General features: G+C 34.4%; 12 protein-coding genes and 1 tRNA gene. 6 read left to right on the top strand and 7 right to left on the bottom strand.

Annotated elements, in window-relative coordinates; translation table 11 throughout:
• Positions 1 to 120 precede the first annotated feature (120 nt).
• Positions 121 to 423: a hypothetical protein gene (locus Q1A01_RS02515; protein ID WP_299675462.1), complete on the top strand. Its 303-nt coding sequence runs from the start codon at positions 121 to 123 to the stop codon at positions 421 to 423.
• A gap of 99 nt (positions 424 to 522) precedes the next feature.
• Here Q1A01_RS02515 and Q1A01_RS02510 read toward each other — a convergent pair whose 3' ends face one another.
• On the bottom strand, positions 523 to 1,377 hold the full coding sequence (locus Q1A01_RS02510; protein ID WP_299675459.1) for a heme-binding protein: 855 nt from the start codon (positions 1,375 to 1,377) through the stop codon (positions 523 to 525).
• 754 nt (positions 1,378 to 2,131) lie between these two features.
• On the opposite strand from Q1A01_RS02510, the gene Q1A01_RS02505 reads away from it, so the two are divergent.
• From Q1A01_RS02505 to Q1A01_RS02495, 3 genes are all read left to right on the top strand, one after another.
• Positions 2,132 to 4,693, top strand: coding sequence for a M1 family aminopeptidase (locus Q1A01_RS02505; RefSeq protein WP_299675456.1), 2,562 nt, complete (start codon positions 2,132 to 2,134; stop codon positions 4,691 to 4,693).
• Between the two features lie 141 nt (positions 4,694 to 4,834).
• Positions 4,835 to 5,509, top strand: coding sequence for a head GIN domain-containing protein (locus Q1A01_RS02500; RefSeq protein WP_299675453.1), 675 nt, complete (start codon positions 4,835 to 4,837; stop codon positions 5,507 to 5,509).
• A gap of 322 nt (positions 5,510 to 5,831) precedes the next feature.
• Positions 5,832 to 6,512: a LysE family transporter gene (locus Q1A01_RS02495; protein WP_299675450.1), complete on the top strand. Its 681-nt coding sequence runs from the start codon at positions 5,832 to 5,834 to the stop codon at positions 6,510 to 6,512.
• An 8-nt stretch (positions 6,513 to 6,520) separates the two neighbouring features.
• Here Q1A01_RS02495 and Q1A01_RS02490 read toward each other — a convergent pair whose 3' ends face one another.
• From Q1A01_RS02490 to Q1A01_RS02475, 4 genes are all read right to left on the bottom strand, one after another.
• The gene (locus tag Q1A01_RS02490) at positions 6,521 to 6,919 is read right to left on the bottom strand and encodes a hypothetical protein (RefSeq protein ID WP_299675448.1); all 399 of its coding nucleotides are present in this window, start codon (positions 6,917 to 6,919) and stop codon (positions 6,521 to 6,523) included.
• Between the two features lie 112 nt (positions 6,920 to 7,031).
• Positions 7,032 to 7,102 (bottom strand) — tRNA-Cys (locus tag Q1A01_RS02485).
• Positions 7,103 to 7,187: 85 nt separating this feature from the next.
• Positions 7,188 to 7,547: a dihydroneopterin aldolase gene (gene folB, locus Q1A01_RS02480; RefSeq protein ID WP_299675446.1), complete on the bottom strand. Its 360-nt coding sequence runs from the start codon at positions 7,545 to 7,547 to the stop codon at positions 7,188 to 7,190.
• Position 7,548: 1 nt separating this feature from the next.
• Positions 7,549 to 8,379, bottom strand: a complete 831-nt coding sequence (locus tag Q1A01_RS02475; RefSeq protein WP_299675444.1) for a zinc-ribbon domain-containing protein — start codon at positions 8,377 to 8,379, stop codon at positions 7,549 to 7,551.
• A gap of 131 nt (positions 8,380 to 8,510) precedes the next feature.
• Between Q1A01_RS02475 and Q1A01_RS02470 the strand changes: the two genes are divergently transcribed.
• On the top strand, positions 8,511 to 10,544 hold the full coding sequence (locus tag Q1A01_RS02470; protein WP_299675441.1) for a glutamine--tRNA ligase/YqeY domain fusion protein: 2,034 nt from the start codon (positions 8,511 to 8,513) through the stop codon (positions 10,542 to 10,544).
• Positions 10,545 to 10,857: 313 nt separating this feature from the next.
• On the opposite strand, the gene Q1A01_RS02465 is transcribed toward Q1A01_RS02470, so the two are convergent.
• On the bottom strand, positions 10,858 to 11,814 hold the full coding sequence (locus tag Q1A01_RS02465) for an SPFH domain-containing protein (RefSeq protein ID WP_299675438.1): 957 nt from the start codon (positions 11,812 to 11,814) through the stop codon (positions 10,858 to 10,860).
• 159 nt (positions 11,815 to 11,973) lie between these two features.
• Between Q1A01_RS02465 and Q1A01_RS02460 the strand changes: the two genes are divergently transcribed.
• A complete protein-coding gene (locus tag Q1A01_RS02460; RefSeq protein WP_299675435.1) occupies positions 11,974 to 12,648 on the top strand; it encodes a hypothetical protein in 675 nt (224 codons plus the stop codon).
• Between the two features lie 79 nt (positions 12,649 to 12,727).
• Here Q1A01_RS02460 and gltX read toward each other — a convergent pair whose 3' ends face one another.
• Positions 12,728 to 14,245: a glutamate--tRNA ligase gene (gene gltX, locus Q1A01_RS02455; protein WP_299675432.1), complete on the bottom strand. Its 1,518-nt coding sequence runs from the start codon at positions 14,243 to 14,245 to the stop codon at positions 12,728 to 12,730.
• Between the last annotated feature and the right edge of the window lie 11 nt (positions 14,246 to 14,256).

The raw sequence follows: 14,256 nt of genomic DNA, 5'->3' as shown, positions 1-14,256 counted from the left end.
TCTTTAAGTTATTAATACTGCTTTAAGTAGAGAACAACAATTAGAAATAACAGGAGGAGTAGCTCCTGATTGTGAACCACTTGATAAAATAGATATAATTATATGTATAGCTGGAGAAGATTGTCCTTAATTTTAATAGTATTCCTGATAAGTGTATCCTGTTCAAATTCTAGAAATAGTACCCCTATTTCTATACATCAATTTGAAAAAGATATCAGTACTGAAAAAGTAGAAAGAATTATATTTCATTCAGATGGTGCTATAGAAATTAAATATCTAACGGGTGACGAATTGTATCAAATCACTACAGATACCATATTACCAGAAGGACTTAAACAACATATAGGTGATATTTTAAAAAAACATAATTCTCAAGGAATCATATTTGAAGAACAAATACGATTTATAGATAATTTCTTTTAAGATATAAATCGATATCAATTTATAAAGCCTCTGATATATTACTTCAGAGGCTTTTATTTTATAGTCTTACGCTTTCGCGAAAGCGTATACATTTTAAATTTATTGCTTTACCAATGTATTTACATTAAAATGGGGCCAGTGTATCGTTTCTCCTTTTGGAGTTCCTTTTACAGGAAAATTAATGGTGGTGTTTTGAGAATATTGTAATTGTTGAAAACACTGTCCTGTGTTTTTATCTTGAACCGTTTCTATCCAAAAAACACTTTCAAAAGCGGCTGCATCTGCATTTTTATTGATAGAAGGAATATTATTAATACCTCCATTGTTTGCGGTACTTACTATTAGATTAGTACTACTTGTAATTACTTTTCCTGCTTTCTCTTGTGCATCCAGATAATCTGTAAGATATGTATTAGGAGTTGCATTGGTAAATCCAGATACTACTTCTGGGTGATACACATCTGTATATCCTAACACAGGAGGTAAACCACCTGTAGGCATTGCACTTGCTGTTTTATCTATATTAGGTCTTCCATTGGTTACAGAAGATTTTCCTAATGCCATAATAGCGTCTCCATGTGGCACTGTAGAGATACGAGCAAGATTGTAGCCATCATTATCTTTTGAGCCATCTAGAAGTTCCCAAATACCATTTTCGGCATGCATTAAGCTATTGTCATTTGCATTATGTATACGTAAACTATACATTAAAGTAGGTATATTTTCGATGGTTTTTAAACCTCTATTGGGTGTCGTACTACTTAATGCAGTCACTTCAATAGTTTCATAATAAGGAGCAACTAGTAACGTAAAATCTCCTTTTTGGTCTGGAACAGCAATAAGATTAACACCTTTATTTCCTGTCCAAGTACCTATAAGTCCAGAAAGCGGACCGTATTTAATAGCCATTTCTTCATTAGAAAGACCTAGTCTTGAAAGTGAGTTTGAATCCATAGTATAAGTATTTATACCATTTCTTATTTGAAATTGCCGTAAAGAAAATTGAATATTTTTGTGAAAGGCGAACTATAAAATCAAAGCATAGCCATAGCTACGGTTTTATTTTATAAGGAAGCATAGCGCAAAAAGAACAATTTTAATAAAGTAATTTCAGATAAGAAATGGTGTTAGGTTGATTATCTTTCAAAACTATAGGAAAACACGTAAATATACCCCCGTATAAATACTCGAATTTTAAACAGCTTTCTAGTTGATATACGCTTTCGCGAAAATATACCAAGTATATCCCAAAAAGAATTAAAAAACCGGTAGCTGAGTGATTTCGAAGCATGAGAAATTGTATCGAAGCTACCTTACGCTATTTCACCCACGTCAACCTAAACGTGCCTGTGCTGAATTTGTTTCAATAGTTCAGGTTTTCACTAGTTAGAATATGTATAGAGTAAGGTTTTTTAAAATACACAAGCTACTTTTATCCAATAACCAGATCATTTCTCCCTCTGGGAGAAACAGGAATGAGGGTTTTAAAGAAAAAAGATTCAGACAAATATTAGGTACGGTAAGAAGATATAGTCTCTCTTATACGCTTTCGCGAAAGCGTATTAATTATATAACCTATCATACTGATTCCTGTTTCAAAAAGACATCAAGATTTCCTTATCTTTCTCTACAAAAATTAAATATTTAAAATAAGTCCTACGTCTTATTTCTTATAGCGAAGCGGTCTTCATTTCAAAATAAAAAATCTATGTTTAAATCTATTAGTAGCCTTACAATAGCACTCCTTTTGTGTCTATCCTGTAAACAAACAACTACCCCAGAAACAACCTCCTTAAATGATACAGGCGTGCCTTTAGATATGGCAACCTATAGACGCTCACAAGTAGCAGATGTAGTATATAACCTATCATTTGTCATTCCAGAAAAGAAGAACCTACCTATTACTTCCCGAGTAACCCTAGAACTAACAGTGAATGATCTATCAAACCCATTATATTTAGACTTTAAAGAAGATAAAAACCATATCAGTAGCGTTGCTGTAAATGAAAAGATCATTGAAATTACGCACGAAAAAGAACACCTCATCATTCCTACAGAAGCCTTACAACTAGGAAAAAACACCATTGATATTGGATTTATAGCGGGAGAATTATCCCTGAATCGTAATGACGATTATTTATATACACTATTAGTTCCAGATCGTGCAAGAACCGTTTTTCCTTGTTTTGATCAGCCAGATATCAAAGCCAATTATGTTGTAAAAATTAGTGCACCTTCTGCGTGGGAAGTACTCTGTGGTGCACCATTAGCATCTAAAGAAACAGAAGATATATTTACAACCTATCAGTTTGAACCTTCAGATAAGATGAGTACCTATCTGTTTTCGTTTGTTGCAGGACAATTTGAAAAAGTAACCTCTCAAGATACCAAGCGTACTATGAACATGCTGTACAGAGAAACCAATAAAGAAAAAATAGCAGCCAGTACCGATCGTATTTTTGAATTACACCAGTCTTCATTAGATTTTTTAGAAAACTATACGCAAGTTGATTTTCCATTTAAAAAGTTTGATTTTGCAACCATTCCAGGCTTTCAATATGGTGGTATGGAACATACAGGAGCCATTCAATACCGAGAGTCTAGTTTGTTTTTAGATACTAGCGCTACACGAACTCAAGAATTATCCAGAGCCAAACTCATTGCCCATGAAACTGCCCATATGTGGTTTGGAAACCTCGTTACCATGGAGTGGTTTAATGATGTCTGGATGAAAGAGGTGTTTGCCAATTTTATGGCAGATAAGATTGTAAATCCAGTCTTTACAGATATCAACCATGACTTACAGTTTTTAACATCACATTATCCAAGAGCCTATAGTGTAGATCGTACAAAAGGAACCAATCCTATTCGTCAGGAGCTAGATAATCTTAAAAATGCAGGTTCTCTATACGGAAGTATTATTTATAATAAGGCACCTATTATGATGCGCCAACTAGAACTTTCACTAGGCAAAGAGAAGTTTAAAGAAGGAATAGGAGAGTACATAGCCACCTATGCAAATGGAAATGCAGATTGGAACGGACTGGTAGAAATTCTTGATACGAAGACAACATTAAATTTAAAAAAATGGAGTGATGTCTGGGTGAATTCGGCAGGGAGACCTGTATTCTCTGGTGATGTTCAATATGATGACAACCATAAGATCAAACACTTTACAGTATCTCAAAAAGCAGAAGATGGCTCTGATAATATATGGCCACAATCTTTTGAAATTAGCTTAGTATATCCAGATAGAATGAAGAAAATATCTGTAGTAAGCAATGCTAAAACGATTGATGTATCTGAAGCGATAGGAGATGCAATGCCTTTATATATCATATATAATAGCAACGGCTTTGGATATGGTGTATTTCCTGTAGATGCCATATTACAAACCCCTTATATTCAAGAAGAAGTAGCAAGAGCACAGACGTATCTTAATCTCTATGAACAAGCATTACAAGGAACGGTAGCAACAGCAACAGTATTTGAAAATAGCATCAAAGGAGTAGGTACAGAAACAAACGAACTTATTTTACAATTAATTACAAGACAGCTTTCTAGTCTGTATTGGAATGCGTTTACAGAACAACAGCGAACAGCCTATCAGTCAAAAATAGAAACGGTTTTATATAAAAGATTACAACAATCGGAACCAAAGAACATAAAGAAAATACTCTTTAATGCCTATCGTTCTATAGCACATTCAGCAGAAGGAATGGCAACACTATATCGTATTTGGAATAAAGAAGAGACGATAGATAATTTGGTTTTAAATAAAGATAATTACACTAGTTTAGCACAACGATTAGCACTTTATGGACATCCGGAAGCTGAGGCAATTTTAGCGAAAGCGAAATCAGAATTGACCAATCCTGATAAAATAAAACGCTTTGAATTCTTAACACCAGCCTTAGATCAAGATACTGCTGTGAGAATGGCTTTCTTTGAATCATTTAAAGACGCTACAAACCGCGAAAAAGAAAATTGGGTACAAACAGCCTGTTCCTATATACATCACCCATTACATCAAAAAGAAAACGGCACTAGCGTTGCGTTAAGTTTAGAGTTACTAGAAGAGATTCAGCAGACAGGCGATATTTTTTTCCCATTAGGATGGTTAAATAATACCATAGGACAATATACCTCTGCCGAAGCATATACACTTGTAGAAAATTACCTAACCACACATCCTGATCTTGATAAAAATCTTAAACGAAAACTCCTTCAGGCTACAGATAATCTATATAGAAGACAAGGAAAAAGATAGTATTAAAAGAGAATCAAAGGTGGTTTAGTGATTTTCGTATTGAACGAAAATTGTACCGAAACCACGGCAAGTCCAATTCTTTTTTCTAAAAAACTGTAACACTTTCCAAACCGTCTGGTCTCTATAACAAATAAGAACAAAATGAAGAAGAGCATAATAACAGTAATTGCCATATGTATAGCAGCAATTACATTTGGACAAAACCCAATTACCAAAAACGTAGGAGATTTTGATACCGTAAAAGTATACGACCGAATTGTAGTAAACCTCGTAAAATCAGATGAAAACAAAGTGGTGGTATCTGGAGCAGATGCAAGTCAGGTTCAGGTGATTAATAAAGATGGAAAATTAAAAATCCGTATGGAATTTGATTTAATCTTTGATGGAAACAACACCTTTGTAAATGTATATTACAATAACCTAAAAACCATTGATGGAAATGAAGGCGCAGAGATTACTTCAAATGAATTGATAGAGCAGGATGAAATTGAGATTAAAATGCAAGAAGGTGCTCGTATAGAAGTAGGATTAAAAGTAAGAAATGCCAATATGCGTGCCGTTACAGGCGGTGTTATAGAAGCTACAGGATTGGCAAAAACCCAAGATGTTACTGTAAATACAGGAGGTATTTATGAAGGAAGAGATTTAGAAACAGAAGAGTCAAAAGTATTTGTACAGGCTGGGGGAGAAGTAGAAGTATATGCTTCTAAAAAAGCAGATATCACCATACGTGCTGGAGGCGATGTAGATGTATATGGAAAACCTGCAGAAGTAAAACGTAGAAGAACTTTTGGAGGAAGAATAAGGATTTTATAAGTGTTAAATAGTTCGATAATGGATAAAGGTGTATACGTTGTATATGCCTTTATTTTTTTAATATACGCTTTCGCGAAAGCATATATAACAAAGAGTTCTTTGGAGGTTAACTGGCATTCCCTAACTTTGTGTAAAAGGATACAACCCGAATTATGTAGTATAATTTCGTAATGAGGGTTAAAAGCATAATAAAATAAAGTGTTTTCTTAATTTTATCATAGCGATAGCTATGGTTATATTTAAAAAATACAGTAAAACGTTTTATTTTGCAGTGATTTTAAGACGTAATAGATGTTCTATTGCATAATACGGGTTTAACTATATGTTTCAAGATTTTCCTGCTGCACTTACCTCTGGTCTCGTACTGGCATTTATGATAGGTCCAGTATTTTTTGTGCTTCTTGAAACAGCCGCTACCAGAGGATTTAGAGCCGCAATTATCTTCAATTTAGGTGTCTTTACAGCCGATATCGTATTTATTGGAATAGCTTATTTAAGTAGTTATCAATTATTAGAAAACCTCAGTAATGCTCCGGGTCTTTATGTCTTTGGAGGTGTCATACTTATTGTATATGGTCTGATGATGTATCTAAAAAGACCTACACGAGAAATGCTAGATCCCACACGAGTAAAAGGAGGAAAACATGGATACTTACAGCTTTTTATAAAAGGCTTTTTACTTAATTTTATTAATATAGGTGTTCTTGTTATTTGGCTAGGTGTTATTATCGTAGTTGGACCTACAGTAGATAATGATCCTGTACGACTCTTTACCTTTTTAGGAATTATGCTTAGCACCTATTTTGTAGTAGACTTAGGTAAAATTGTATTAGCAAAGCAATTAAAAGGATATCTCACACCTAGACGTATCTTTAAAGTAAAAAAATTACTAGGCCTTATTCTTATTATTTGTGGACTCGTATTAACCGTAAAAGGCTTTTTACCGAAAGACAAAATGGATATTAAAAAAGGTCTTGAAAACTTTCGAGATAGTAGAGAGTAATACCATTTCTACTCATAGACCAATACAGCAGCTCCGTCTTCACAAATCACAGCTATCGGTTCGGCAGTAACATCACAAGTAGATCCAATACCATAAGTAGCATTATAGATAGATTCTTCTGTTGTATAGTTTTCTACCAATAGTAAAAATGTTTCTACATCTATAGTCGTAGGATAGGCAATATATCCTTGAGGACCACCACATGCTTTAGATCCATAGGGTACAAATTCCCATAGGGTTTCATCAGTACAAGACTGATCAGCTATTACTGTAATTTCAGCAAATAACTCTTGTAAGAGCTCTAAGTCTTCTTCTTGGTTTTCGGGACCAACATCATCATCTGGCAATGAACATCCAGAAAAAAGGATACATACAAAAAGAAGTAAGGTGTTTTTAAGAGTATTCATGAGCCTATTTTTTAATAAGATGCTATGAATACAAAAGGGTTGCGTTGCATTTTTTTTAAAGTTAAGTTTCACTAACAAAAAAAGAGCTTCACATATGAAGCTCTTTTTGTTGAGGTATCGAGCGGATTCGAACCGCTGTAGATGGTGTTGCAGACCACTGCCTAGCCACTCGGCCACGATACCTTTTTAAGGTGATTGCAAATGTAATATATTTTTTAAGAGTATAGAAAATAGAACAAAAAATATAGCATAAAAATATGCATATAATTTAGGATCTACTTTTACTACGCTCTACAGTGACCATTTCTACATCACCTCCAATAGGCGGATTTAATTTAGAAACCTGAACAGTAGCGTGTCTAATGAGGGGTTCTTGATCTATAAAACGTTGTAAAATACGTTCACAAACTGTTTCTAATAAATGAGAAGACATAGACATTTCTTCCTTTACAATATGATTGAGAAGTACATAATCTACTGTATCTCCTAATTGATCTGTTTGCGCACTCTTTGATAAATCGGCATCTACCTCAACATCTACTCGATAATCAGACCCTATCTTTTTTTCTTCTGTTAAGCACCCGTGATAGGCATATACTCTAATATTGGTTACTCTTATTTTTCCCATATTAATTTGAACTCTCTTCTTTAGTTGTTTCTATAACTGTTTCTTCTGCTCTTGAACTATAAAAAGGTAATAATAAACTTTCATCTGCAAACCTTCCTCCTAAATCTTTTTCATAAGGTGTTTTAACCATGAGCATATTATAATTTCCATCTACTGCAATATAAATTTCATTTGCTTTACCTGTATCAATATATTCTAAACATTCTTCAGCTGCATATACAAGTTCTTTTCTACTGGATGCTGCAATATTTTTCATATCACTTACTTTAAGAATAACGAGTAGTTTGGTATCATTTATTTTTGATAAGTATCTTATTTCATCTGTATCAATACCCTCTATAGATAAACTAATACAAGATTTTAATGTAGTAGAAATAGTGTCTTTTGCTCTCTCAGGGTAAGCAGTAGTATTATTAATATCACGTTCTAAATATTCTCTTCTAGTATCATTTAAGCTAGCATCAATTTCGTCTTTATTAAAAAGATAACCCATAATAGACGTAATAATAGTGATAAAAATAATTGCGACTATTAAAAGACATCCGCAGCCGTGCCAAATAGGTCTTTTGGTAGGATTTAACTCTTCATCACGTTGCAAACTTGTTTTTATAGATACTGGAACTTCGTTTTCAGTGTACGATTTTTTACAATGTGAACACTCAAGTATTGTAGTTTTTGATATGGGAATAAAGGGAATCCAAAAAATATGAAAATAACGACCAAAAGTAGTTGCAATAAAAGTGTTTTGCTGTTCACAGTAAGGACAAGAAGTATTTCCTGCGAGTTGTGTTTGTTTTATTCGTGATGCTCTTGTACCGAAAAAGAATAGCATAGATATGTCCTATTTTGGGGATTAAAGTGCCGAAAATACGTAATTTATTACCACACTAATAAACTTACTAGTTTATTGGTAAATTTCTCAACTTGATTTTCCGTAATTTTATGCCTTCAATTTTTAGGCAGATGAGTGATATACATAAATCATTGAATTTTTTAGAACAAATTGTAGAAGACGACTTAGCAAATGGCTATACAAAAGACCAATTGCGATTTCGATTTCCACCAGAACCTAATGGGTATTTACACATTGGGCACTGTAAAGCGATTTGTATCAGTTTTGGACTCGGGGAGACCTACAATGCTCCTGTAAACTTGCGTTTTGATGATACTAATCCTGCTAAAGAAGAGCAAGAATATGTAGATGCGATCAAGGAAGATGTAGCTTGGTTAGGCTACCAATGGGATAAAGAATGTTATTCTAGTGATTATTTCCAAAAATTATATGACTGGGCAATCCAACTAATTAAAGACGGAAAAGCCTATGTAGATAGTCAAACAAGTGAAGAAATTGCCGAACAAAAGGGAACCCCCACAGAGCCAGGTGTTGCAGGGCCTTATCGTGATCGTTCGGTAGCAGAAAACTTAGATCTTTTTACCCGTATGAAAGAGGGAGAGTTTGAAGCTGGAGCACACATTTTACGTGCAAAAATAGATATGGCTGATCCAAATATGTTGATGCGAGACCCTATGATGTATCGTATCATGTATAAAGAACACCACCGTACAGGAAACGATTGGTGTATCTACCCTATGTATGATTGGACCCACGGAGAAAGTGACTATATAGAACAAATCTCACATAGTTTATGTTCGCTTGAATTTAAGCCTCATAGAAAGCTATATGATTGGTTTCTAGACCAAGTATATACAGGAGAAGATGTACGTACAAAACAACGCGAATTTGCTCGTTTAAACTTGAGTTATACCATTATGAGTAAGCGCAAGCTACTACGTTTGGTAGAAGAAAATATCGTTTCTGGATGGGATGACCCACGTATGCCTACCATTTCTGGATTACGTAGACGAGGATATACACCAGCAGCTATTCGTAAATTTATTGATACAGTAGGAGTTGCAAAGCGTGAAAATGTAATTGATGTTTCTTTATTAGAATTTAATATAAGAGAAGATCTCAATAAAACGGCTACACGTGTGATGGGTGTTTTAGATCCTGTAAAGTTGGTGATTACCAATTATCCAGAAGGACAAGAAGAAGTACTCACTGCCGAAAATAATCCTGAAGACCCTAATGCAGGAGAACATCAAGTTCCTTTTAGTGGAGAATTATATATAGAACGAGAAGATTTTAAGGAAGCAGCAGGTAATAAATTTTTCCGATTAACACTCGGTAAAGAAGTACGTTTAAAAAATGCATACATCATCAAGGGGGAGAGTGTTGTCAAAGATGCAAACGGAACAATAACAGAAATTCATTGTACGTATGACCCAGAAAGTAGATCAGGAAGCGGTACAGAAGCCTCTAAACGTCATGTAAAAGGGACGTTGCATTGGGTGTCAATAGCACATGCCGTTCCTGCAGAAATACGTTTATACGATCGCTTATTTAACCATGAGGCACCCGATGGAGATAAGGATAAAGATTTTATGGAATACATCAATCCAAACTCTCTAAACGTAATTACAGGGTATTTAGAACCGTATTTAGCAGAGGCGAAGGTAGGAGACAGGTTTCAGTTTCAGCGTATGGGGTATTTTAATGTAGATACAGACAGTACATCAGAAAAATTGGTATTTAATCGTACAGTAGGATTGCGTGATTCTTGGGCAAAACAAAAACCAAAGCCACAACAAAATAAAGCACAGCAACAAAAAGCACAGCCTCAGCAAAAAGCTTCAGCGTTGAGTCAAATCAATAAGTTAGGTAAGAAACTGGCTAATCTTCCAGAAGAGAAACGTCTAGCAACTATGGAAACGATCCAAAAACTAGCGGTAGATTTGACAGAAGAAGAGGTAATAGGCTTTTTTAACACAGCCGCAAAAAAAGTGGGAACTCGTATGGCGGGTATTGAGAGTTTATACGCTTTCGCGAAAGCGCACTCAAAAGAAATTTCTAGTATTCCAGGCGCTGAAGAATTTGTTCAAAAAGCCAAGGAAGATTCCAATGAATTATTGAGTGAAGCTGCTACTAAATTTTAATTGAAATTGTAAAAGAAATAGACCGTTTTAGGTTTAAAAACATGTAATAAGTAAAACTAATAGTATAAAAATAAGTATAAGTTTTTCTTATTAAAAATAGCTTTACTAGAGCGGTTTTCATGTATTTCTTTTTTATAGAAATCTATTATATCTATTTTAAAAATAAAGTGGCTATATGAGCTTTAAAATGCTTTTTAGTGCAATTAGAAGTTAAGAAGTATTCTTTTTTAATTTTGTATCAATAGAATTTAAAATATATAAAAACGCCGAAGAAATCTCTTCGGCGTTTTTTGGTAATTGATCTAGAAAAAAATTACTCGTCTCCTCTAGATTTCTTTCTATTTACAATACCTTTTGCTTCATTTTCTTTTTTCATTTGTTCTCCTATTTGATTAGAAGCTACAAACGAAGTGATCATATCATTAAGCATATTACTTCCCGCTTGTGGAGAGTTAGGCATTAAGATTAAGTTAGAGTTGGTTTGCTCACCCATAGACTGTAGGGTATCATAATGTTGCGTTACTACAATAAGTGCAGATGCTTCTTGAGAATTAATTCCTACATTATTTAATACATCTACAGACTCTTCAAGACCACGAGCAATCTCACGACGTTGGTCTGCAATACCTTGTCCTTGTAGACGTTTAGACTCTGCTTCTGCACGTGCTTTTGCAACAATTTTGATACGCTCTGCTTCTGCTTCAAACTCAGCAGCTACTTTTTCACGCTCAGCTGCATTAATACGGTTCATTGCCTCCTTTACCTGTAAATCAGGATCAATATCAGTTACAAGTGTTTTAATAATATCAAAACCATAGTTAGACATCGCTTCATTAAGCTCTCCTTTTACAGCAATCGCAATATCATCTTTACGCTCAAATACATCATCCAATTTCATTTTTGGAACCTCTGCACGTACTACATCAAATACATAGGATGTAATCTGATCATGTGGGTTTTCTAATTTATAGAAAGCATCGTACACAGCATCTTTACGTACTTGGAATTGTACTGAGATTTTAAGCCGCACAAATACATCATCTTTTGTTTTTGTTTCTACAACAACATCTAATTGTTGAATACGTAAATTAACACGTCCCGCAATTTTATCAAAAATTGGAATTTTAAATTGAAGCCCTGAATTACGTACGCCTATAAATTTTCCAAATCGTTCTACAATAGCTGCTGTTTGTTGTTTTACCATAAATATTCCAGAAAGAATAATGATAATGGCAAAAAATAATAAAACAGGAATTAAGAATTTACCCATAATAATCTTTTTTAGTTAGTGAATTAAAGTGTTGAAGTTATTAAAATAACTACATATATGTCTACGTTATACCTAAAAAGTAACAAGTCTTTTAGTATTTACTACATTTGCGACCTTAACAAACGAACTATAACTCCAATCTTAATTCCCCAAATCTCTATGAAATTACACCTTTTTATTTTTATATTCTTAGCAAGTGTTGGTTGTACTTTTGCACAATCTCATCGTAATACAGGTAGTTATAATAGAATAGGATTACAAGGAAGAATTTTACTTACGGCTATAGATAGTGATAATCTTGATATAGATGGCAGTGAAGGATTTCAAGGAGGATTTACGACCCGAGGACGTCTCTATAACAATTGGGGTATTGTATATGGTATTGATTTTATGAGTGCCAATGTCTCTGTTCAAGGAGCAGGTGCAAGCCAGGCGATAGACAATCAAATAGATTATAATTTTATAGGAGCGCAACTTAATTTCTTAGTAAGTTATAATTTGATAGGACAAAATTTAGCGATAGATTTTGGACCTGCATTACTTGTGAATGGTAAAATGAACCTTAAAGATGATGGACAGGCTGATACAAGAATTGCTGGATTTTCAAATTTAACAGGAAGTGATATAGAAGAAATATCAAAAATTAATCCTTTTGCAGTTGTTGGACTAACAGGTGGTTTTGAAAATGTACGTCTTACTGTACAATATCAATATGGAGTTACCAATATTCTTAATGGATTAAATAAACAAGATTTAGAGCTTATAGACTCAGAAGCTAGAGATTTTAAAGGAACTGCTTCTTTCATCTCTGCTGGGGTTGTATTCTATTTATAAATAGTGTCCGTTCGAGCGCAGTCGAGAACTAGTTTGAAGAGCGATGATTCTCCACTGCGCTCGAATAGACATTCATAATTTATGATAAAGTCTCTATTGCTTTTTGAATACGAGCAATAGTTTCTTTTTTACCAATAGTTGCAGCAATAGCAAATACGTCAGGTCCTTGCATCGCACCAACAAGACTTAATCGAAATGGTTGCATTACTTTTCCGAAACCTAACTCATTACTTGTAATCCATCCTTTTACAGCATCTTGAAGGGTAGGAGCATCAAAAGTTGCTACGTTTTCTATAACGGTTACTACCTTTTCCATAAGCGCTCCTGTATCTTCTTTCCATCCTTTTTTAGCTGCTTTTTCATCATAAGATGTAGGAGCTTCAAAGAAATAACTTCCTAAATTCCATAAATCAGATACGAAAGTGGCACGTTCTTTTATAAGACCCGTAATGGTTGTTACATAGTCTAAAGAAGTCTCAACACCTTTATTTGTAAGAAGCTCTATAAATTGAGCAGATACTACATCATTAGAAGTATGTTGTAAATAATGTTGTTGGAACCACTTTGTTTTTTCTGGATCAAATTTAGCACCAGCTTTATTTACACGTGTAAGATCAAAAGCGGCTACTAGTTCTTCTAAAGAAAAAATCTCTTGCTCTGTTCCTGGATTCCATCCTAGGAAAGCAAGCATATTAACAACAGCTTCTGGAAAATATCCATCTTCTCTGTAGCCTGATGTAATCTCATTTGTTTCAGGATTTGTCCATTGTAATGGAAATACTGGAAACCCTAATTTATCACCATCTCGTTTGCCTAGTTTTCCTTTTCCTACAGGTTTAAGAATTAAAGGAAGGTGTGCAAACTTAGGAGCATCCCAACCAAAAGCACGATATAACAATATATGCAAAGCAAGCGATGGTAACCACTCTTCTCCACGTATTACGTGTGTGATTTCCATCAAATGGTCATCTACAATGTTTGCTAGGTGATAGGTAGGCATTCCATCAGATTTGAAAAGTACTTTATCATCCAGAATATTTGTATCTATTCTAATATCCCCACGAACCTCGTCTTGTAAATACAATGTTTCATCTTGTGGTGCTTTAAAACGAATAACGTAAGCTTCTCCTGCATCAATACGTTGCTGAACCTCTTCGGCAGAAAGTACCAAAGAGTTATCTAATTGCATACGATTATGCCAATTGTAAATAAAGGTTTTTCCTTCAGTTTCTAGTTGGCTTCTTTGTGCAGCAAGTTGCTCTGCAGTGTCAAAAGCATAGTATGCATTTCCTGAATCTAATAACGCTTTCGCGAAAGCGGAATACGTCTCTTTACGCTCACTCTGTCTATAAGGTCCGAAATCACCTTCACGACCTGGTCCTTCATCAAAAGGGATTCCACACCAGTGTAAACTTTCTTTAATATATTCTTCAGCACCAGGAACATACCTGTTTTGATCGGTATCTTCTATACGCAATACGAATGTACCGTTATGCTTCTTTGCAAAAAGATAATTGAAAAGTGCTGTACGAACACCTCCTATATGTAATGGTCCTGTTGGGCTAGGTGCAAAACGCACTCTTACTTGTTGAGACATAATGTATCATT

This window comes from uncultured Dokdonia sp. (assembly GCF_947492815.1).
GTDB lineage: Bacteria > Bacteroidota > Bacteroidia > Flavobacteriales > Flavobacteriaceae > Dokdonia.
Note: the sequence above shows the minus strand (reverse complement) of the source record. Positions and strands in the feature narration are given on the sequence as shown.